At 38.4% G+C, this 21,769-nt stretch carries 15 protein-coding genes; 12 read left to right on the forward strand and 3 right to left on the reverse strand.

What is annotated here, in order from left to right; all coding sequences use genetic code 11:
* The first annotated feature begins 11 nt into the window (after positions 1-11).
* From carB to ACZZZC_RS02855, 7 genes are all read left to right on the forward strand, one after another.
* On the forward strand, positions 12-2,849 hold the full coding sequence (carB, locus tag ACZZZC_RS02825; protein ID WP_463486570.1) for a carbamoyl-phosphate synthase large subunit: 2,838 nt from the start codon (positions 12-14) through the stop codon (positions 2,847-2,849).
* A 125-nt stretch (positions 2,850-2,974) separates the two neighbouring features.
* A complete protein-coding gene (locus ACZZZC_RS02830; RefSeq protein WP_463486571.1) occupies positions 2,975-5,170 on the forward strand; it encodes a S41 family peptidase in 2,196 nt (731 codons plus the stop codon).
* A gap of 150 nt (positions 5,171-5,320) precedes the next feature.
* A complete protein-coding gene (locus tag ACZZZC_RS02835) occupies positions 5,321-5,878 on the forward strand; it encodes an RNA polymerase sigma factor (RefSeq protein ID WP_463486572.1) in 558 nt (185 codons plus the stop codon).
* Positions 5,871-6,416: a hypothetical protein gene (locus ACZZZC_RS02840; RefSeq protein ID WP_235527247.1), complete on the forward strand. Its 546-nt coding sequence runs from the start codon at positions 5,871-5,873 to the stop codon at positions 6,414-6,416. The genes ACZZZC_RS02835 and ACZZZC_RS02840 overlap by 8 nt, the downstream gene beginning before the upstream one ends.
* A gap of 195 nt (positions 6,417-6,611) precedes the next feature.
* Positions 6,612-7,898 carry a hypothetical protein gene (locus tag ACZZZC_RS02845; protein WP_463486573.1) on the forward strand — a complete coding sequence of 429 codons (1,287 nt, stop codon included), beginning with the start codon at positions 6,612-6,614 and terminating at the stop codon, positions 7,896-7,898.
* Positions 7,899-8,056: 158 nt separating this feature from the next.
* Positions 8,057-8,599: a peroxiredoxin family protein gene (locus ACZZZC_RS02850; RefSeq protein WP_463484750.1), complete on the forward strand. Its 543-nt coding sequence runs from the start codon at positions 8,057-8,059 to the stop codon at positions 8,597-8,599.
* Between the two features lie 110 nt (positions 8,600-8,709).
* Complete coding sequence (locus ACZZZC_RS02855; protein WP_463484751.1) at positions 8,710-9,315, forward strand: Pr6Pr family membrane protein; 606 nt, start codon at positions 8,710-8,712, stop codon at positions 9,313-9,315.
* Here ACZZZC_RS02855 and ACZZZC_RS02860 read toward each other — a convergent pair.
* Entirely contained in the window at positions 9,312-10,202 is an 891-nt protein-coding gene (locus ACZZZC_RS02860) for a bestrophin family protein (protein ID WP_463484752.1), read from the reverse strand. The genes ACZZZC_RS02855 and ACZZZC_RS02860 overlap by 4 nt on opposite strands.
* A gap of 138 nt (positions 10,203-10,340) precedes the next feature.
* Between ACZZZC_RS02860 and ACZZZC_RS02865 the strand changes: the two genes are divergently transcribed.
* Positions 10,341-11,864, forward strand: coding sequence for an MFS transporter (locus tag ACZZZC_RS02865; RefSeq protein ID WP_463484753.1), 1,524 nt, complete (start codon positions 10,341-10,343; stop codon positions 11,862-11,864).
* 11 nt (positions 11,865-11,875) lie between these two features.
* Positions 11,876-12,127 carry a DUF6814 family protein gene (locus tag ACZZZC_RS02870; protein WP_463484754.1) on the forward strand — a complete coding sequence of 84 codons (252 nt, stop codon included), beginning with the start codon at positions 11,876-11,878 and terminating at the stop codon, positions 12,125-12,127.
* Positions 12,128-12,505: 378 nt separating this feature from the next.
* Here ACZZZC_RS02870 and ACZZZC_RS02875 read toward each other — a convergent pair whose 3' ends face one another.
* Complete coding sequence (locus tag ACZZZC_RS02875) at positions 12,506-13,690, reverse strand: class I SAM-dependent rRNA methyltransferase (RefSeq protein ID WP_463484755.1); 1,185 nt, start codon at positions 13,688-13,690, stop codon at positions 12,506-12,508.
* A gap of 149 nt (positions 13,691-13,839) precedes the next feature.
* Entirely contained in the window at positions 13,840-14,874 is a 1,035-nt protein-coding gene (locus tag ACZZZC_RS02880) for a LacI family DNA-binding transcriptional regulator (protein WP_056848099.1), read from the reverse strand.
* A 265-nt stretch (positions 14,875-15,139) separates the two neighbouring features.
* On the opposite strand from ACZZZC_RS02880, the gene ACZZZC_RS02885 reads away from it, so the two are divergent.
* From ACZZZC_RS02885 to ACZZZC_RS02895, 3 genes are read left to right on the forward strand one after another with little or no spacing between them, the layout of a single operon-like run.
* On the forward strand, positions 15,140-18,328 hold the full coding sequence (locus tag ACZZZC_RS02885; protein ID WP_463484756.1) for a SusC/RagA family TonB-linked outer membrane protein: 3,189 nt from the start codon (positions 15,140-15,142) through the stop codon (positions 18,326-18,328).
* A gap of 11 nt (positions 18,329-18,339) precedes the next feature.
* Positions 18,340-20,136 (forward strand): RagB/SusD family nutrient uptake outer membrane protein, encoded by a 1,797-nt coding sequence (locus ACZZZC_RS02890; protein ID WP_463484757.1) that lies wholly within the window; start codon positions 18,340-18,342, stop codon positions 20,134-20,136.
* Positions 20,137-20,147: 11 nt separating this feature from the next.
* Positions 20,148-21,713, forward strand: a complete 1,566-nt coding sequence (locus ACZZZC_RS02895) for a DUF4957 domain-containing protein (RefSeq protein ID WP_463484758.1) — start codon at positions 20,148-20,150, stop codon at positions 21,711-21,713.
* Positions 21,714-21,769: the final 56 nt, after the last annotated feature.

The following is a 21,769-nucleotide window of genomic DNA, read 5'->3' on the forward strand; positions in this document are numbered from 1 at the left end:
TAAACTTTATCATGCCTAAAGACACTTCCATAAGCTCAGTATTAATTATCGGATCGGGACCAATTATTATTGGCCAGGCCTGTGAATTTGATTACTCGGGTTCTCAAGCGGCACTTTCTTTGAAAGAAGAAGGAATCACCGTTTCGATCATCAACTCAAATCCGGCAACCATCATGACGGATAAAGTTATCGGCGACCACGTTTATCTTCGCCCTTTATCTGTTGATTCAATTGAAGTTATTCTTCAAGAACACATTGATTCGCCAGATTTACCAAGAATTGATGCAGTATTGCCAACTATGGGCGGCCAAACTGCGTTGAACTTATGCGTAGAAGCTTCTGAGCGGGGTGTTTGGGAAAAATATGGCGTTAAGGTGATCGGCGTTGATGTTGCAGCCATCGAAAAAACAGAAAATCGTGAAGCCTTCCGCCAGTTAATGGTTGATATAGGTGTAGGCGTAGCGCCATCTAAAATTGCCAATTCATTTTTAGAAGGTAAAGAAGCGGCTCAGGAAATCGGTTTTCCATTGGTAATCCGTCCATCATACACCTTAGGTGGTTCTGGTGGTGGTTTTGTGCACAAAAAAGAAGAATTTGATGCCGCACTTAAACGCGGTTTAGAAGCTTCGCCAACTCACGAAGTTTTAGTAGAACAAGCCGTTTTAGGTTGGAAAGAATACGAATTAGAATTACTTAGAGATAGCAACGATAATGTAATTATTATCTGTTCGATTGAGAACTTCGACCCAATGGGGATTCATACCGGCGACTCTATAACGGTTGCGCCAGCCATGACATTATCTGATCGTTGTTACCAGGATATGCGTAACCAGGCGATTAAAATGATGCGAGCCATCGGAACTTTTGCCGGCGGCTGTAATGTTCAGTTCTCGGTTAATCCTGCAAATGATGATATTATTGCCATCGAAATTAACCCACGTGTATCTCGTTCATCAGCGTTAGCAAGTAAGGCCACTGGTTATCCAATCGCTAAAATTGCAGCCAAATTAGCCATCGGTTACAACTTGGATGAAATCGAGAATCAGATTACAAAAACAACTTCAGCTTATTTCGAACCTACTTTAGATTACGTAATTGTTAAAATCCCTCGTTGGAATTTCGACAAGTTTAAAGACGCTAACAAAGAATTAGGTTTGCAAATGAAATCTGTTGGTGAGGTAATGGCTATCGGTCGTACCTTCATCGAAGCTCTACAAAAAGCTTGTCAGAGTTTAGAGATTGGCCGTGCTGGTTTAGGCGCCGATGGTCGCCAGAACCGCAACATTAACGAAATTATGGACGGTTTGGAGCATGCTTCATGGAACCGTTTGTTCTTAATAAAAGATGCCATGACAATGGGCGTGCCTTTGGAATCTATCCGTAAGGTAACAAAAATTGATAAATGGTTCTTAAATCAAATTCAGGAGCTTGTTGCTTTAGAAGTTGAATTGAAACGTTACTCGCTAAACAACATCCCTCAAGATTTCTTCTTCACGCTTAAAACCAAAGGCTTCTCTGATATTCAGATTGCATGGTTATTGGGCAACGTTACCGAAGATGAAGTTTACGACCGCCGTAAAGCTTTGGGTATAAACAGGGTGTATAAAATGGTGGATACTTGTGCGGCAGAATTCCCGGCAAAAACGCCATACTATTATTCATCTTTCGATGAAGAAAATGAGTCTATTTCATCCGATCGCAAAAAAGTAATCGTATTAGGCTCGGGTCCAAATCGCATTGGCCAGGGTATTGAGTTCGATTACTCTTGTGTACACGGTTTATTGGCAGCCAAAGAATCAGGTTTTGAGGCCATCATGGTTAATTGTAACCCTGAAACGGTTTCTACCGATTTCAACATGGCCGATAAATTATACTTCGAGCCGGTTTTCTGGGAGCATGTTCGCGAGATTATCGAACTAGAAAAACCAGAGGGTGTTATCGTTCAGTTAGGTGGACAAACTGCTTTGAAAATGGCTGAAAAACTAACTGAAAAAGGTATCAAAATCATTGGAACCTCTTTTGAGAACATGGATATCGCCGAAGATCGTGGACGTTTCTCCGACTTGTTAAAAGAACTAGATATTCCTTATCCGAAATACGGTGTAGCAGAAAATGCTGAGGAGGCCATCGTTGTAGCAAACGAAGTGGGCTACCCGGTTCTGGTTCGTCCGAGTTACGTTTTGGGTGGACAAGGTATGAGCATCGTAATTAATGATGAAGACCTTGAAAAAGCAGTGGTGAAATTATTGGGCGATTTACCGGGCAACCGTGTATTAATCGATCACTTTTTAGATAGAGCAGAAGAAGCAGAGTCAGATTCAATTTCTGATGGAGATGATGTTCACATTGTAGGGATGATGGAACACATTGAGCCTGCAGGTATTCACTCGGGAGATTCATTCGCTGTGTTGCCAACCTTCAGCTTACCAGAATCCGTGACTAAATCGATGGAAGAATACTCGATCAAAATAGCGAAAGCTTTAGATGTTCGTGGATTGTTAAACATTCAGTTCGCCATTAAAGATGAGAAAGTTTATGTAATCGAAGCAAATCCAAGAGCTTCACGTACAGTTCCTTTCATCGCGAAGGCTTACGATGTTCCTTACATTAATATTGCCGCTAAAATTATGTTAGGTGTGGCGAAACTGAAAGATTTCACCATCGAGCGTAAACTTCAAGGTTATGCAATTAAAGAGCCCGTTTTCTCTTACGAAAAATTCCCGGAGGTGACGAAAGAGTTAGGTCCGGAAATGAAATCTACCGGTGAAGCAATCCGTTTCATTAAAGACTTGGAAGATCCTTACTTCCGCAAGCTTTACAAAGATAAATCAATGTATTTGAGTAAATAATAGCAAAAGGGCGATGGAAACATCGCCCTTTTTGGTTGATCAGAAATGATGTTAATGTTTGTTAAAACTAAATTTCAAAAAGGATTAGTCGTTATCTTAAGCTGTTTTTAATCAATCATCAGCCAATGCGGTTCCTGTTTACAATCTTCCTAATTATTACTTCTCTGACAGGGTTTACACAAACTCAACGGCAAATCCGCAATTTAACCGCATTTAATAAGCTATATGGCTATATTCAATATTTCCATCCTTCAGATGAAGCTTCGAAAATTGAATGGCAAAGTTTTGCTATTTATGGAAGTCAAAAAATGCTTCATGTTAAAAATGATCAAGAATTAGTTACCACGTTAAATGAATTGTTTCTTCCGCTTGCGCCAACCATAAAAATTTCTGTAAAAGAAAATCTGAAATTTGATGTAAGCCAAATAACACCTTCAACCTTAGTTGGATATACTCCTATTTATTGGCAACATGTTGGTTTAAAGCTTCCTTATTTCACTAATATTTACAATAGCATCCGTATCAATAGGTTTAATCCTGTATCAGAAGAAAGAATTAACCAAAGAGCATTTGCCATAATCTCACCAATTAGTGTAGTAGCATATAAGGGCAAAAAATTTATCTTAAATATTACTGTCAAATCAGATGTTAAAGCTTTGGTTTTAAAGCCTTATATGGGTAAACTCAACTTTGTTAAAGATTCTGTTGTTTCAAGTAGCGAAAAGCAGTATATTTTCGAAGGAATTTTTGACCCTGAATTAGAATTATTTACCATTGCCATAGAAACTAATTTTGGCTCCGGATCTTTGAATTTTGACAACATCAGTTTAAATGTTATAAATGAGGATAAAGGAACAATTATCCCACTGGTTAAAAAAATGGTGGCGTTAAACCAATTGGATTCGAAAATCGATAGAAGAATTATTCGAATTTTTAAACCTCAGGGCGATGAAAAATTTTTTGAAGAAGAGCTTAAAATTGGTGAGATTATAACACAAACCTTAGTGCCTGGGATAAAATGCATTGTTCCTTTGGCCTTGTACGGAAATGAAAAGCATACCTACCCTATAGTGAATGAAAGTCGAGTGGCTGAACTCATCAAACTTGCTTATGATTCGTGGCCGAAAGATGATCAGGGCGAATTTAAAATCAGTGGCGCAGATTTAAAAATTAGATTAGCGGATCTTATCATTCTATATAATGCCTTAAAACATTCTTATCCTTATTGGGATGATGCTTCATTGAATGCCGATGAAATTTGGAGTAAAAGTATATTAAGGGCTTTCTCTGATAAAACAGATCAAGATTTTTTGAAAACATTAAAGTGGATTGCAAATTCCCTCAACGATGGTCACATGTTTGTAGATTTGAATGGCGACTCTAATAAAGACATTGCTACATTACCACTGCTTTTTGATGTTGCAGAGGGAAAGATAGTTGTAAAAAAAGTACTCGACTCTGGATTGATTGATCAGGTTAAAGCAGGTGACGAACTTATTCAAATTAACGGTAAAAAACCATTCGATATTCTTCGATCTACCGATTCGCTTTTTTCTGGTTCGGCACAATGGAAGCTCGCCAAAAGTACAATTGCTCTTACAAAAGGTAAAAAGGATGAAGTTGTTCATTTGAATTTGAAAAGAAAAAACCAAAATATTTCGGTCGATATTTCTAGAACCTACCCATACAGTGAATATACTTCTGGCTCTGATCGAAATAATAGAGGGAAGAGTGAGTGGATATCGAAGGATATCTTCTATATTAATTTAAATAAAACAACAACTGAGGTACACATGGCTGAAATTTTGAAAGCAAAATCCGTAATTGTTGACATGAGAGGTTATTTAAATGAAGATACAGAAACATTTTTATCGCATTTAACGGATAAAAAGCTAACCTCAAATAGTGGAATGTTTACACCTCAAATATTGTATCCAGATTATCAGAAAGTATCATATGCTATAGGGTCTTATACTATTGAACCTGCTTTGCCTATAGTAAAAGCAAAAATATTCCTGTTGGCTGATGCTACCGGTCAAAGCGCTACTGAAAGCTTTTTATCTGCTTATAAGCAATTTAAAGTAGCAACAATTGTGGGGCAGCCAAGTTCTGGTACAAATGGCAATATAAATTTAATCTCGATGCCAGGTGGATATCGCTTTTTTTATTCGGGTATGCTTGTTAAAAACCCTGATGGGAGCAAACACCATTTAAACGGTGTAGTTCCTGATGTGATGGTGAAGAATACGATTAAGGGCATACAGGAAGGAAAAGATGAAATTCTTGAAGAAGCCATTAGATTAGCCACCGCATATAAATAATTATTTCTGCTTTTCTCCTGGTTCTGCACCTATCTATACAAAGTTGAGTTTCCTTATCCTCCTCAAAGTAAGGAGGCTGTTCAATTTTTTTTATACCTTGATGCAACGTTTTAAAATCCCGCCTGTCTTATAATCAGAATATTCAAAATTTTGGAAACCGTTTACGTAGATAAAAACCTAGAGCTAGTTAAAGCATGCATGCAGGGCAGCCGGGCAGCACAGTTTGATTTGTACAAACTGTATGCAAAGGCGATGTATAATGTGGCGTTACGAATTCTGAATTATGAAGAAGAAGCTGAAGATGTTTTACAAGAATCCTTTTTAGATGCATTTACCAGGATTGTAGATTTTAGACAGGAAACTACTTTCGGGCTTTGGCTGAAGCAGATTGTAATCAACAAATCAATCAATTATCTGCGCAAGCGTAAATTTGAATTTGTTGGAACGGAAGAGTTATCAGAAATACCTGATGAAATTTCTGCAGATGAATATGAAGTTAAATTGCAGGCCGAGGAAGTTAGGAATGCCATTTCAGAACTTCCAGATGGTTATCGAGTGGTATTAAATTTGTATTTATTAGAAGGTTACGACCACGAAGAAATTGCACATATTTTAAAAATAAGTGAAAACACAAGTCGCACACAATACATGAGGGCGAAGAAAAAGTTAAAAAGTATTTTAGAACAGAAAGGGATGAGAGATGAATAACAGATTAGAAACTTTTGTTAAAGAGAACCGAAAGGCTTTTGATGTGATGGAGCCACCAGTGGGGCTTTGGGCCAAAATAGAGCTAGAGTTAGATTCAAAACAAAATCAGGTAAAACAAGATAAAAAAAAGCCAGTAAAGTTATACTTATGGATGAGTGTAGCCGCAAGTTTGGTAGTGGTTTTCGGTTTAGTGTGGTTGTACGCCGGAAGGTTGCAAAACAAAGATTTAGAAATCGCGGATGTTAACGAAGCTTATGCACAGAAAGAAGTTCATTTTACGGGATTAATCACCGAGAAAAGAGATAGCCTGGCCATTTTCGCTTCAGCAAACCCAGAGCTTTATAAAAAATTTACTGCTGATTTGGCAAAACTGGATGAAGAATATGAACGACTAAGGTTGGAGCTTCCAACGTCGCCAAACCAAACTTTTGTAGTTAAAGCAATGGTTAAAAACCGCGAAATCCAATTACAACTTTTAAAACAACAATTGCTGATTATCAATCAAGTAGACGATTATAAAAAAGTAAATCAGATTTAGGAGGAGAGTATAAAGTAGTTAGTATAAAGTATAAAGTTTGGGTGGCTTACTTGAACTCTATCATACAACTTAGTAAGTTTAAAACCCAATCTAGCTATTTTATACCAAATACTAAGTATAAGATAATACGCTCACAACATTTCAAGGCAAAACCGGTCGGCAGGTGGAGCCAATAAATGTCTAACAATTAACAACATGAAAACAATTAAAATATTTTTAGCCTTAGTGGCTTTCATTGCCGGAAAAGCGAATGCTCAACAGACTGTAGTGGTAACAGCATCAAACAATACCTACGCGGTGAATAAAACTTCGGTAACTCTTAACAACAGTGTAACTGTGAACGCTGATGTTCAAGCGGGTGCGGATGCCGAACGGTCGAAAAGTTTTTCAAAAAGCTTTAGCGTTGATAATAGCGATAAAGTAAACCTGAATAATCAGTACGGCTCTATCGTGGTAAAAACATGGGATAGGAAGGAAGTTAAAGTAGATATAGACATTAAAGCGTTTAGCAATTCGGATAATGATGTGCAAAAATTGCTGGATGCGGTTAATATTGATGCTACTAAAAGTGGTGATGTGGTTTCGATAAAAACCAATTTGGCTGATAGAAGTGGCCGTTGGGGAAGAGGTGTAAGAAATGGGGTAACTACTTGGCGACGAGAGGTGAAAATTAATTATGTGGTATACATGCCAGCCTCAAACCCACTATCTGTTTTGCAGCAATATGGTAATGTTGAGGTAGGGAATTTCTCCGGACCAACCTCATTAAAAGTACAATATGGAAACTTGGTGGCAGGAAATTTAAGTAACAGCAACAATTACATTAATGTTCAGTACGGCAAGTGCGATATTCAGGATATGAATGCTGCTGTAGTTAAACATGAATACAACGGCCCGGTAACGATCGGTGCTGTAGGAACTTTAGAGTTAGATGCAGAGTACGTTGGGGTAAATATCAACACCATCAGAAGATCGGCAGATATCAAAGTTCAGTATGGTAAAGGTTTAACAGTAGGTAACATTGGCGGCAACCTGTTGTTAAGTGCCGAATATGCTAAAGTAAACATCAACACTGTAAAAGGAAATACCGTAGTTAAGCAGGCCTATGGCGATTTAAATATTGCGGCAGCGGGTAAAATAGCCGTTAATGCAGAATATTCAAACGTAAATTTGGGTACGCTTAATGGCGATGCCAATATCAATATGGATTATAACAGGTTAAACGTAAACGAAATTACTCCAGCCTGCAAAAGCTTCACTTTCGGGGGCGAATATGTTTCGGTAGGACTTGGTTTCGCCGATCGATTTAATGGAAATTTCAATGTTTCAACTTCATACTCTGGCTTTAAATATGGCGCTAATGTTAGTTCCAGTTTAGTGAGTAAAGATGACGAAACCAGAAAATATGCAGGCAAAATCGGCAGCGGCGGTGGAGCAAATGTTAACGTTAAAACTGAGTACGGTTCAATTACTTTCAAATAGTTTTTACAGGCCTGAATTGCAATAATCGCCATTTGGGCTAAGCCGAGAAATCTTTGAAAACAAAATAATCACCAAACAAACTAAGAGTCTTGCTGGAAATTCGGTAAGACTTTTTTGTTTAATGTTGCATTGGCGTATTTGGCTTATCTTTGCTGCTTATGAAAGCCTATTTTTTTTGTTTTATTCTCCTTCTTGGCTTCACCACCAAAGCACAAGAGACCCCAGTGAAATGGGCTACTCAGGAAACTTTTTTCGAAGAATTGATAGGAAAAGATTTACCCTATTTCAAAGGCTTGACAACAAATCGGAAAATGTTTTCAAAAACAAGTTTGAACAATCAAATTGTGGTGATTAACTTCTGGTTTGAAAACTGCCCGCCGTGTATTGCAGAGATGCCAGAACTGAATAAATTAGTGGAGAAATATGCTAAAAAAGGCGTTCGTTTTATAGGCATCACTCACGATGTCCCACTCACAGCCAAACGTTTTCAAACGAAGAACAATTATCAATACGAAATTGTAAGTTTAAGCAAGGCTGACATCGCAAAGCTTAATATTAACCACGGCTTTCCTTCAAATATTCTTGTGGATAAAAACGGTAAAATCATCTCCGCAATGGCCAACATCTCTTTTCTTGATCAAGAATTCAAAGAAAGATCAATTCTATTTGAAGAGAGGCTGCTACAAGCACTGGGTAAATAATCGGTCATGACTTAAATTCGATGTTCCTTATTACTAAGCATTGAGGGTAAATACTTACCTTGCATAACCATCAGCACATCCCTAATATGAAGTCATCTCCTGCTATTAAAATGTATTTAGCATTCGGCGCCGCCGTGGTCTGGTTTGCTTTAATTTTACAATTTATAGTAAGTTTAAAAGCTGCTGACTATGATTTTCTATCAACTACTAAATTATACTTATCCTTTTTTACCATCACTACAAATATTATTGTGGCCATTTGCTTTACTACAATAATTCTGTTTAGCAAGACTAAATTAGGAGTTTTCTTTTCCAGGCCATCAACACAAACAGCAATAACGGTTTACATTGTTGTAGTAGGCATTATATACAACGTGTTGTTACGCGGTTTACTTCGCCCTGTGGGATGGGCCAGGGTTGCTGACGAATTGCTCCATGTTGTTAATCCACTAATATTTCTAGGATTTTGGATGTTATTCGTCAACAAGCAAACGCTGCAATATAGAGATGCTTTCAGTTGGTTGCTTTATCCACTAGCCTACATTATATTTATTGTAATCCGTGGATATTTAATCAACCAATATCCTTACCCATTTATTAATGTGGTTGATTTGGGCTATCCAAAAGCGCTACTGAATGCCTTTGGCTGCCTGTTTCTTTTTTGGATACTCTCCCTATTGTTAATTTGGATAGGGAAAAAGCTAGCTAAAAGCTAAAGTACATATTCTTCATTAATTGGTTTAATAGGCTCTGGAATTTCATTCTCCTCCATCATTTGCAGCAGGTTAATTTCAATTGTTCTGGTAATCTGATTTAATGGAATTCCTGCAGAATTATTCTCAAACGGATCAACCAGGCTCATCCCATTGATTTGAGTGGATACAAACACAAAACCAATCAACCAGCCTAAAAAGATTGATGCCGGTCCTGCATCCTGACTGATCACCAAAGTAAAAGTAACCACGAATAACCAAATAAAAACCTTTGTTAAATAGGAATAGGTAGTTGGGAAAATAGTATTTTTTATCCTTTCGCTCATGCCCATCGAATCCGAGAAACGCACTAACATTTCATTAATCTCAATAAATCTAAACCCATCAATATGGTTTCCTTTCGATAACTTTTGCAGGTCTCGTGATTGAATATTTAGAATTGCATTGTGCGTATTGTTATGCTTTTCAATTTCCTTCAGATCTTCTTCGGGTAGATACTTGATGTATATCTCATCAACGGTGCCTCTCAGGCTAGCCTTTAAAGCATATAAAAATGCAATATGCCTACAAATCATCCGCTTTGCGGTAGCCGGGTCTTCATCAACATAATTAAGCAAAGCCCTTGTAAAAGATCGTGAATCATTTACCAAGGCACCCCAAATTTTGCGGGCTTCCCACCACCTGTCGTAAGCCTGGTTATTATTAAAACCGATAAAAAATGCTATCGCTGTACCCAAAACAGTTGGGATAATGGTGGGGATGACAAAATGGTGGGCAATCAAATATTCTCTAACGAAGTATGCTGCGGTGCAGGAAGCGATCATGATCAGATCAACATGCCAGGTGTTTCTTAAAATTCTACTTAGTCTAATGTTTTGTATTAAAAGCATATCATGTTTAATGGAGATTGAAAATACAAAACAAATGCTGAAATGTTTGCTTGTGTAACAAATATAGTTACAAAGAGCGCAGGTTGCCGATTGTCATGCAAATGTTTATATTGGGAAACCAAATATTCCCAACATCTCATGAGCGAAACTTTACCAAAGAACAATATCTTTAAAGTAATCGGTGCCTCATCACTCGGCACACTAATCGAATGGTACGACTTTTATATTTTCGGCAGCTTAGCTGTTATTATTGGTCATCAACTTTTTCCAGAAGATGCAGGCGCTTCAGCCTTGATTAATACTCTTGCCATTTTTGCGGCTGGTTTTATCGTTCGCCCATTTGGGGCATTGGTTTTTGGTCGCCTGGGCGATTTAATTGGCCGAAAATATACGTTCCTGTTAACCCTTGTATTAATGGGCGGATCTACTTTTTTTATTGGTTTAATACCGTCTTACAAAAGCATCGGCTATGCAGCGCCTATTTTAGTGCTGATTTTACGCTTAATTCAAGGTTTAGCGCTCGGTGGCGAATATGGTGGTGCAGCAACCTATGTGGCAGAACATGCACCAAAAGATAAACGCGGATTTTTTACCAGCTGGATTCAAACTACTGCTACATTAGGGCTGTTTTTGTCGCTCGGCGTTATTGTGATTACCAAGAACATTTTGGGCGCCGAAACTTTTGGCGACTGGGGCTGGAGAATCCCATTCCTGCTTTCTATTTTATTGGTTGTAGTGTCTATCTATATCCGGATGAAGATGCACGAATCGCCGATGTTCTCTAAGCTGAAGGCGGAAGGCAACATCTCTAAAAATCCTTTGAAAGAAAGCTTTAATAACAAAGCCAATTTTAAAATGGTGCTGCTTGCCCTTTTTGGTGCCACTATGGGGCAAGGTGTAATTTGGTATACAGGTCAGTTTTATGCACAATCTTTTTTAGAAAATACCTGTAAGCTCGATTTCAACGATTCACGCTATATTTTACTTTGGGGAATTGCTTTTGCGACACCTTTTTTTGTAATATTCGGAGCATGGAGCGATAAAGTTGGCAGGAAGTGGATTATGTTGAGTGGAATGCTTTTGGGCATCATCTTCTATCGCCCAATTTATCAAACATTTTTAGATGATACTGATTTTAGCAAGGTAGAACAAAGCGATATTTTAACCTCAAAAGCGCTCCCTTCAAGCGCCTTGTTAATTGGCAACAGCACTGATAGCTTAAGAACTTCGGCTACTCAGGTAAGGTTGAAAAATGGTGCCAGCTTTAACGTGGTAAAAACGGATACGGTATCGAGTCAGCGAGGCATCATTTCGGGAGGCGAAATGGTAAAAGATAAAGTGCTGCCAACACCCGTTTTTTGGAAATTTGTAGGCCTGATTTTCTTTCAGATTTTACTGGTAACCATGGTTTATGGTCCAATTGCTGCATTTTTAGTGGAGCTTTTCCCAACAAAAATCCGCTACACCTCTATGTCGCTTCCATACCACATTGGCAATGGTGTTTTCGGCGGATTAGTACCTTTTATTGCTACTTTAATTGCCAGTTTTGCGGGTTCAACGCCATTATCTGGTTTATGGTATCCCATCGGAATTGCGACATTAAGCTTGATCATAGGAACCATTTATCTATCAAACAAAAAGGACGAAAGTATTAACGATTAAATATTTTACAAATGAATGCGTTAAAGAAATTTTTAGGTTTAGTATGGATGATTTTAGGGCCGGTTGCGATGACTTTTTTGTTTATTCAGGCGGTAGAAAAAGTGGGCTTAACCCATACTGATATTGAACGAACAAATACCATGTTGCAATGGGGAATTATTCTTTTTATCTTCCTGCCGATTAGTTTGGGTTTGATGATTTTCGGGTTTTATGCATGGAAGGGCGAATACGATCGTTTGCCGGAAAGTTCGGAAGATATTTAGCATTTTGCTGTTTTAATAATCATCCCCACGCTCGTTTCTAACGAGTGTGTTAATAGCTGTTTTATTCTTGGACTTTACGCGATAGAATCGCTAAACTATTTTGCGCTCGTTAGAAACGAGCGCAGGCGTAAATAACGTTCAAGCTCCGTGATTTCTGTGTTTCAGTGGCTAATAACTTTTTTAAAGTTCAGTCCCACGCTCGTTTCTAACGAGCGTATTAATAGCTGTTTTTAAGAATTTTACGCGATGCAATCGCTATACTATTTTGCGTTCATTAAAAACGAGCGCAGGCATAAATTTTGCCACGGAAACACGGATTAACACGGAAAAGTAACATTCAAGCTCCGTCATTTCTGTGTTTCAGTGGCTAATAATTGTTTATAAAACCCGTAACAACAAACCTTTCAAATATTCTCCTTCAGAAAAAGAAATTCTAACCGGGTGATCTTCAGGTTGACAAAACTGTTTAATGATTTGAACTTCTTTACCTGCATCAAGCGCTGCCCAGGCAATAATTTGTTTGAAAGTTTCGATATCTACGGCGCCAGAACAAGAGAAAGTCGCCAGTAAACCGCCCTTCTCCAGCAAAAGCATACCTAATCTATTCAAATCTTTGTAGGCTCTTGCCGCTCTATCCAAGGCTGAACGAGATGGTGCATATTTTGGTGGATCGAGTACAATTACATCGAATAATTCGCCCGACTCTTTAAAAACTCTCAACTGTTTATTTACATCAGATTGGATGGCTGTAACTTTAGCCGGATCAAATTTGTTAAGCGCTACATTTTGTTTAAGGGTTTCTATGGCTAAGCCAGAACTGTCTACACTGGTAATACTGGCTGCCTCATTTGCTAAACTATTTAAACTGAAACCGCCACTATAACTAAAACAATCCAATACTTTTTTGCCCTTGGTATAACTGGCTAGTATTTTTCTGTTATCGCGTTGATCGCAATAAAAGCCAGATTTTTGACCTTCGGCGATGTTGATATGATAAGCAATACCGTTCTCTTTAACTTCTAAAAACTCTGGCGGATTTTCACCCCAAAGCAAGCCGTTTTCAACTGGTAGACCCTCATGAGTACGGGCAGTAGCATCGCTTTTATCAAAAATTCCTTTGGGTTGAAGTTCCGCTTTTAAAATTTCTACTATATCATTTTTAACGCTCTCGATTCCGGAACTTAAAATTTGTAGAGAGAGAAAATCAGCATATTTATCGACAATCAAACCCGGTAGGAAATCAGCTTCGCTGAATACTAAACGGCAGGTATTGGTTTCCTCGTTAAGGATAGATTGACGGGAAGCAATGGCCTGCTTTAAACGTTTTTCGTACCATTTTTTGTCGATGATTTGTGTTTCATCCCATTCTAATAAACGAACGGCAACTCTAGAATTACTGTTGAAATAGCCATAGGCTAGAAATTCATGATCAAAGGCGGAAACTTTAACCACTTCTCCATTTTCAGGCTTTCCTTTTACTTTTTCAAGTGCGCCCGAAAATACCCATGGATGTCTTTGTAGTGCAGCTTTTTCTTTCCCCTTTTTTAATACGATTTCTACCATGCAGCAAAGGTAATAATTAGTTTGGAGTTGGGAGTTCGGTGTCGTGAGTCATAAGTCTCGATTCGTGAATTACTCAAGCCTCTAAGTTGTGTGGCCGGAAAAATTGAACTTTGGAATCGCTTACCGCAAGACGCCCAACGCAATCCGCTTTACAAAAATCTGTTTCCGATGTTTTTCTGCATTCTTACCAGTTCAGTGTCAAGAATTTTAGTCTCAAATTCAGTAATTTCCCTCTTGGCCTCAATCATCGAAATTAAAAGTTCTGTAGCTACTTGCCCCATTTCAAAAGCGGGCTGTTTTACCGATGTTAGGGATGGAGAAAATAATTCGACCAGGTTGGAGTTGGTAAAACCAGCAATGGCAATTTTATGGGCAACCTCTGGATTGGTTTTTTTCAAAGCCATGATACAACCGGTGGTTAGTCTATCGCTGGAAATAAAAATACCATCAGGTTTATAAGGCAAAAGTTCTTTTACTGCTTGCTCCAGTTCTGCAGAATGCATTCCTCCGTGCTGGCAATATTTTACTAATTCAGGTTTAAATTCGATATGATATTTTGCCAAAGCCGCCTGATAGCCTTTTAAACGCTCTTTGGTGATGGATAAATTCTCAGAATTCGTTAAATGTGCAATCGTTCTCTTCCCCGATAAAATCAGGTGTTCAGTAGCGTCAAAAGAACCTTTGAAGTTGTTGGCAATCACTTTGTGTGTGTCAAAATCTTCCGGTACGCGATCGAAAAAAACGATCGGCAGTCCTTTTGAATATAAATTCCGGAGATACGTGATGTCTTGTGTTTCGGAAGAAAGTGCGATGAGCAAACCATCAATCGATCTTGATGCAAGATGCTCCACGTTAAGTTTTTCCTGCTTGTGCGACTCGTGACTTTGAGAAATAATTACGTGGTAGCCGCGATCATAGGCGATGGATTCTATACCGTTTATTACCTGTGAAAAGAAGTTGTTGGCAATCTCACTCACAATAATGCCGATGGAATAACTTCGCCTTTCCTTTAAACTTAGGGCTATCGGATTGGCCCGATAATTTACCTTTTCCGCATAAGCTAAAACAAGCTTTTTGGTTTCTTCACTAATCTCATAACGATCTCGCAAAGCTCTGGAAACCGTCGAGGTTGATAGTCCGAGCGCCTTGGCAATGTCTTTTATGGTTGAAGTTTCAAATCTCATTTTATGGCAATGCGTACAAGTTACAAAAAATATATTTTATGGCATTCTTGAAAGCTATATTAATAAGCGTTAAAAAGACGTTTTTGGGAACGTTTGCACACTTTTTTGGTTAAATCTGATTTCTAACCATTTTAAGTTTGTAAAATTGTTACATCAATCTAACCAAATATTAACCAACAAAAACATGCTGCAATAGAATTATATTCTTTCTGCAATGAATTACCCAATTCTTTAGCAATTAAATATTCAATAAAATTTAATAATTATGAGCAAATTTCTACTCGTTTTATCATTTCTATCTATTTTTGCGTTTTCTGTAGCCAGGGCACAAACCAAGCAGTTTACGGGAACGGTTAAAGACAAGGCAGACGGACAACCATTAGTGGGCGTTAGTGTAACTGTAAAAGATTCGAAAACCGGTGGCAGTACCGATGCAAATGGCGTATTTAAAGTTACCGTGCCTCAAAAGGGCGGTGTGCTTACGTTTACTTACATTGGGTATAAAACCAGAACCATCACACTTGCTGAACAAAGCAAATTGGATATCACTTTAGAAGAAGATGCCAATACACTGCAAGAAGTAACCGTTAATATTGGTTATGGTGTGGTTAGGAAGAAAGATTTAACCGGAGCGGTTTCTTCTGTTGGTGCAGATGTGATTGCTGCGGCGCCCGTTTCTTCTGCATTAGAAGCCATCCAAGGTAGGGTAGCCGGCATTAACATTGCCACTACTGAAGGTTCGCCCGATGCAGATTTAGTGGTTCGTGTTCGCGGTGGCGGTTCAATCACTGGTGATAATTCTCCACTTTATATTGTTGATGGTTTCCCGGTAGCTTCGATCGCTGATATAGCGCCGCAAGATATCGAGACTATTGACGTATTAAAAGACGCATCATCTACCGCCATTTATGGATCGAGAGGTGCAAACGGGGTAATTTTGGTTACTACGAAAAATAGTAAAGATGGCAAAACATCGGTAAGCTACAACGTTTTTACCGGCGTTAAGCAGTTGGCCAATAAACTGGATGTGTTACCACCAATTGACTATGTTACTTGGCAATATGAAAGGGCGCTTTTAGACAAGACACCAAATGATTACACGCAATATTTTGGCAACTATCAAGATATTGATTTGTATAGAAATGTACCCGCTAACGATTGGCAGGAAATCATTTTCGGTCGTACTGGAACTACGTTTAACCAAAACCTAAACATTAGCGGCGGTGGTGAAAAAACGAAGTACAGCTTAAGTCATAGCTTTGTGAAAGACAAAGCCATTATGCAACTTTCAGATTTCGAAAGACAGAACATCAACTTCAAATTAAATCACAAATTATACAAAGGCTTAACGCTTGATTTCGGTTTGAGATACGCAGATGCTAAAACGAAAGGTGGTGGTGCAAATGAACAAAATGAGGTTTCTTCTGCCGATTCCCGTTTAAAAAATGCCATGCTTTATCCATCATTTCCAGTACCGGGATTAACCACTACTACCGAAACGGACGATGAATTTAATCTCTACAATCCATTGATTTCTATTTCTGATAATGATCAGTATGTACATCGTAAAACCTACAACATTAATGGGGCGATTAGTTATGATATCATCGAAAATTTAAGATTGAGGTCTGAAGTAGGTTATGATGGTTTTAGAAACGATATGGATCGCTTTTATGGCACCACAACTTATTACGTTAGAAATGTGCCGTCCGCGGAGAACCAGAATCTTCCGGCAATTATATTTACCAATACCAATAGAAACAGCATCAGAAACACCAATACCTTAAATTATAATTTCAGTAAAATATTAGGTAAAGATCATAACCTGAATATGTTATTGGGCCAGGAATTTATTAAAACAGAATTGGGTGTTTTAACCAATGTGGTGCATGGATTTCCAAAATCTTTTGGTTTCCAGGAAGCAAGAGTATTATCAACGCAAGGAAAAGCCAACTCAATTGACAATAACTTTTCTCCAGATGATAAGTTACTTTCATTTTTTGGAAGGGCAAACTATGATTTTCAAGGTAAATACTTGTTAAGCGCTACGTTCAGAGCAGATGGTTCATCTAAATTTTCGCCAGAAAATCAATGGGGATATTTTCCTTCAGTTTCTGGTGCCTGGAGAGTTTCGCAAGAAGACTTTATGAAAGGAACCAAAGCATGGTTAACAGATTTGAAACTAAGAGCAAGTTATGGTACGGCTGGTAACAATAATATTCCTCCCGGCCAAATGAACCAGACTTTCCAAAACTCTGTAACCACATGGGTTAATGGCTTTAATAACTACTGGGCAGCATCAAAAACCATGGCTAACCCCGATTTGAAATGGGAAACTACGGTAACTAAAAATATCGGATTGGATTTTTCATTATTCAATTATCAACTTACCGGTACCATTGATGCCTACTTAAACCGTACGAAAGATTTATTACTTCAATTTCCGGTTGCCGGTACTGGTTACGATTTTCAATATCGCAATATTGGCGAAACACAAAACAAAGGACTGGAGTTTTCATTGAACTGGAATGCCATTAAAAAAACAAATTTTGATTTGAGTTTCAGTGCCAACATCAACTTCAACAGAAACAAAATCATCTCATTGGGGGCAATTAAAAACATCAACGGTACATCCAATTGGGCATCAACAGAAATTAATGTCGATTATTTAGTAGAAGAAGGATCATCAGTTGGAAGAATTTATGGCTATCGCAATGCAGGAAGATATGAAGTTTCTGATTTCTCTGGATACAATGCAACCACTGGTGCCTGGACCTTAAAACCAGGCGTAGTTGATGGCAAGGAATTTTTAGGAACGATTCGTCCGGGTACAATGAAAATTGAAGACCTTTCCGGCGATGGCAAAATAGATCTTTCAGACAGAACGGTTATTGGAAATGCAAACCCGTTAAATACCGGAGGTTTTTCAGTTAATTCCAGAATTTATGGCTTTGATATTGGTGCTTACTTCAATTGGAGCTATGGTAATGATATTTACAATGCCAATAAAATTGAGTATACATCAACCAGTAAATACAGTTCCAGAAATATGATTTCCATTATGGAAAGCGGTAGCCGCTGGAATAATCTTCGTGCTGATGGAACCATCAGTAACGATCCTGCTGAACTTACAGCGATGAATGCAAATACTACTTTATGGTCGCCATATATGAAAACTTTCGTTTTAAGTGATTGGGCTGTAGAAGATGGATCTTTCTTGCGTTTATCTACATTAACATTGGGTTATACTTTGCCATCAAGAATATCTGAAAAGCTGAAAATGAAAAAATTAAGGGTTTATGCTTCGGCCTATAACCTTTGGTTGTTAACAAATTACACAGGTTTCGATCCAGAGGTTTCTACCCGCCGTAGAACCAACCTTACGCCGGGAGTAGATTACTCGGCTTACCCTAAAAGCCAGTCGTTTGTATTTGGTTTAAATGTTAATTTCTAATTTTTAAGAATATGAAAAAGATTATATATATCCTGTTTTTCATTGCAGGGATAACTACCTTAAATAGTTGTAAAAAGACGCTGGAAGCACCAACTAAATCATCTTTGGATGAATCAGTAATTTTTTCTACGCCAGGTTTAGCAGAAGGAGCGGTTGCTGGAATTATCCAATCTTTTGGCGAAACCAATTCTTATCGCGGTCGTTTTTTAGTGTTCTATGGCATCAACAATGATACTGAAGTAAATAATGGTTTAAAAGCAACGGCTGATGATAAGTCGCGGCTTTCAAATTACAATGCGAACGTAAATAACGGGCAGATGAATACGGATAACAATGCCTGGGCGAAGTTTTATGAAGGCATTGAACGAGCAAACTTAGCAATTAGAGGTATCCGAACTTATGGTAACATTTCAAGTAGTCCTCAAATGGCACAAATCCTAGGCGAGATATTAACGCTTCGTGCCGTTTTATATAATGATTTAATTAAAGGTTGGGGCGATGTTCCTGCCCGTTTCGAACCGATTACAACAGCTACAACTTATCTGGCCAGAAATGATAGAGATGTGATTTATAAACAACTTTTGAAAGATTTGGATGAAGCAGCAGGTTATCTGCCATGGCCAAATGAAAATGCTACAACTGCTAAAGTAGAGCGTGTAAGCAAGGCTTTTGCAAAAGGTTTAAGAGCACGTTTGGCCTTGGCTGCAGGTGGTTATGCACAACGCTTGGATGGTACAGTTCGTTTAAGTACCGATGCCGATTTATCGAAAGATAAAATGTATGCCATTGCTAAAAAAGAATGTGTAGATATTATTAATAGTGGCAAACTTCGCTTATTGGGTTTCGAGGAAGTTTTTAGAAAACTTAATGAAGAGGCCGGTGCAGCAGGATTAGAATCTATTTGGGAGATTCCTTTTAGTGAAGGTAGAGGCCGCGTGATTTTTGATTTGGGAGTGAAGCATTTAAAAACAGATAAATACACCGGTCAGAATAAAGGTGGCACCAACGGACCTAACCCAATTATGCTTTACGAGTATGAAACAGGTGATGTTAGAAGAGATGTTACCGTTGTACCTTACGAATGGGATGGTGGCACTGGTGATACAGGCGGATATCAGGTTCCCTCGAGTTTAGGCCGTTTATATTTTGGTAAGTACCGTTACGAATGGATGAAAAGACGCGTGACCTCAACCAACGATGACGGCTTGAATTGGATGTATATGCGTTATGCCGATGTAGTTTTAATGGCCGCTGAATCCATCAATGAGTTGGACGGGCCAGCTGCTGCAGCTCCATATCTAAAAATGATCCGCGATCGTGCTTTCCCTGGCAATGCAGCAAAAGTAACTTCATTTATGGCGTCTGCAACGGCATCTAAGCAAACATTTTTTGATGCCATTGTAAACGAAAGAGCATTGGAATTTACAGGCGAAATGTTGAGGAAAGGTGATTTGATTCGCTGGAATTTGCTGAACACAAAAATCGCTGAAGCAAAAACGAAGTTGCAACAATTAGAAAACAGACAAGGTAAATATGCAGCACTTCCGTTAAAAATATATTATAAAACAGCTGCCAATGGAGAAACTGTCGAGATTTATGGTTTAAATTTTGGCGATACCGATGCTCAGGGTGTGGCTTTAGGTTATACTGCTAATAAAGCCTGGACGATGGTGGCTACAGGCGATGCTTCTACTTATTGGGATGCGCTAGCTGTTAAAGATCCAAACGCACAACAGGTTTGGCCGATATGGCAGGTTTTCTTAGACTCATCTAACGGATTGTTGAACAACAAAAACTTGAACTTATAATGAACAAGGTTATGAATAGAAATAAACTATATACCATCGTTTTCTGTGTATTGACCTCAATTAGTTTATTGGGTTGTAAAGATGATGTAACAGAAGAAATTACAAAACTGCAAGTAGACAGGGCATTTTCGCCAACAGGCTTAACTGCTACCATTGTAGATAAAACTGGCGTTAGATTAACCTGGAAGGCAGTTAATAATGCAAAAACTTATACAATTGAAGTTTTTGAAACTGCTGATTTCTCAGGAACGCCAACAAAAACAGTTGATAACATTACATTTCTGCAAGTGCCGTATACCTTGACAGGTTTGGCTGGCGATACGCAATATTCCATCCGTGTAAAGGCGGTTGGCGAAGGGGTAACAGATTCAAAATATGTTACGGCTACTGCTAAAACCGATGCAGAACAAATTTTTCAGAATGTAAATACGGCTAAATTAACGGCCACTTCTGTAGCGCTAAACTGGCCCGCCGGGCAAGCAGCTACTACCATTACCTTAACTCCAGGCAACATTACCCGCACCATTACTGCCGCCGAAGTTGCTGCAGGCGAAGCCGTAGTTACCGGTTTAACAGGCGAAACTTTATACACGGCAAAACTGCTTAACGGTGCGAAAGTTCGTGGAACCATTACTTTTGCAACTCCTCTTGATTTAGGTGGAGCAATTGCCGTAACACCTACAGATAACTTGACTACCTTAATTGCTAACGCAAATGCTGGTGATGTTTTTGCCCTTTTTCCAGGTACTTACAATATCAATGCAGATTTGTTGATCACAAAAACGATCTCGATAAAAGGGGCAAAACCTTCAGATAAGCCAATTATAAAAGGAGCTGTATTTAGAATGAAGGCTAACGCAGGCTTATCGTTAAAAGACCTGGATATTGATGGAACAGGTGCATTGGATGGTAATCAAACCATTGTTTATACCGATGCATCTGATGCTGCTTACGGAAACCTCTCGATTGAAAATAGTAATATCAAAAACTACGTGAAAGGATTTATTTATGTAAATGTTAAAGCGCTAATTGAATCAGTAACGATCAAAGGAAATTTAATCAGCAATATTGAATGTAATGGAGGTGATTTTATCGATTTTAGAACTGGCTTGGCCAAAACACTAAACTTCTCAAATAATACGGTTTATAATTCTGTTCTCGCTAGAGATTTCTTCAGGATGGATCCAACAGGTTCTACGAACTTCCCAGCATTTGCCTCAATTATTACTGTGGCCACAAACACATTAAATGGAGTTTGCAACGGTGCTGCAAATAGATTATTTTATGTTCGTTTGGCTAAGCATGAAATTTATTCTTCTAAAAATATTATAGCCAATTCTGGAGGTATTTTAACCAACCAGGCTTCAACTATTATTGTGCCAGCAAACTTTATTGCAAACAATTATTTCAACGCACCAACCTATATGGCTGGTAGTGCAACATCGGGTGCGAAGTACGATACAGGAACCTTTACTACCTTAAATCCTGGATTTACCAATGCAGCTGCAGGTAACTTTACCATTAGCCAATCAGATTTGAGAACTAATGGGGTCGGAGATCCGAGGTGGAGAAATTAATATCCCTATTTATATTCAAGGGCAGATTTTATCTGCCCTTTTTTATTGGAATTTAA

Source organism: Pedobacter sp. AC212 (assembly GCF_979258625.1).

Excerpts from the sequence above, each read along its gene's own strand:
- carB (WP_463486570.1), top strand. The coding sequence starts at position 12 with ATGCCTAAAGACACTTCCATAAGCTCAGTATTAATTATCGGATCGGGA.
- ACZZZC_RS02830 (WP_463486571.1), top strand. The coding sequence starts at position 2,975 with ATGCGGTTCCTGTTTACAATCTTCCTAATTATTACTTCTCTGACAGGG.
- ACZZZC_RS02840 (WP_235527247.1), top strand. The coding sequence starts at position 5,871 with ATGAATAACAGATTAGAAACTTTTGTTAAAGAGAACCGAAAGGCTTTT.
- ACZZZC_RS02845 (WP_463486573.1), top strand. The coding sequence starts at position 6,612 with ATGAAAACAATTAAAATATTTTTAGCCTTAGTGGCTTTCATTGCCGGA.
- ACZZZC_RS02850 (WP_463484750.1), top strand. The coding sequence starts at position 8,057 with ATGAAAGCCTATTTTTTTTGTTTTATTCTCCTTCTTGGCTTCACCACC.
- ACZZZC_RS02855 (WP_463484751.1), top strand. The coding sequence starts at position 8,710 with ATGTATTTAGCATTCGGCGCCGCCGTGGTCTGGTTTGCTTTAATTTTA.
- ACZZZC_RS02860 (WP_463484752.1), bottom strand. The coding sequence starts at position 10,202 with ATGCTTTTAATACAAAACATTAGACTAAGTAGAATTTTAAGAAACACC.
- ACZZZC_RS02865 (WP_463484753.1), top strand. The coding sequence starts at position 10,341 with ATGAGCGAAACTTTACCAAAGAACAATATCTTTAAAGTAATCGGTGCC.
- ACZZZC_RS02870 (WP_463484754.1), top strand. The coding sequence starts at position 11,876 with ATGAATGCGTTAAAGAAATTTTTAGGTTTAGTATGGATGATTTTAGGG.
- ACZZZC_RS02875 (WP_463484755.1), bottom strand. The coding sequence starts at position 13,690 with ATGGTAGAAATCGTATTAAAAAAGGGGAAAGAAAAAGCTGCACTACAA.
- ACZZZC_RS02880 (WP_056848099.1), bottom strand. The coding sequence starts at position 14,874 with ATGAGATTTGAAACTTCAACCATAAAAGACATTGCCAAGGCGCTCGGA.
- ACZZZC_RS02885 (WP_463484756.1), top strand. The coding sequence starts at position 15,140 with ATGAGCAAATTTCTACTCGTTTTATCATTTCTATCTATTTTTGCGTTT.
- ACZZZC_RS02890 (WP_463484757.1), top strand. The coding sequence starts at position 18,340 with ATGAAAAAGATTATATATATCCTGTTTTTCATTGCAGGGATAACTACC.
- ACZZZC_RS02895 (WP_463484758.1), top strand. The coding sequence starts at position 20,148 with ATGAATAGAAATAAACTATATACCATCGTTTTCTGTGTATTGACCTCA.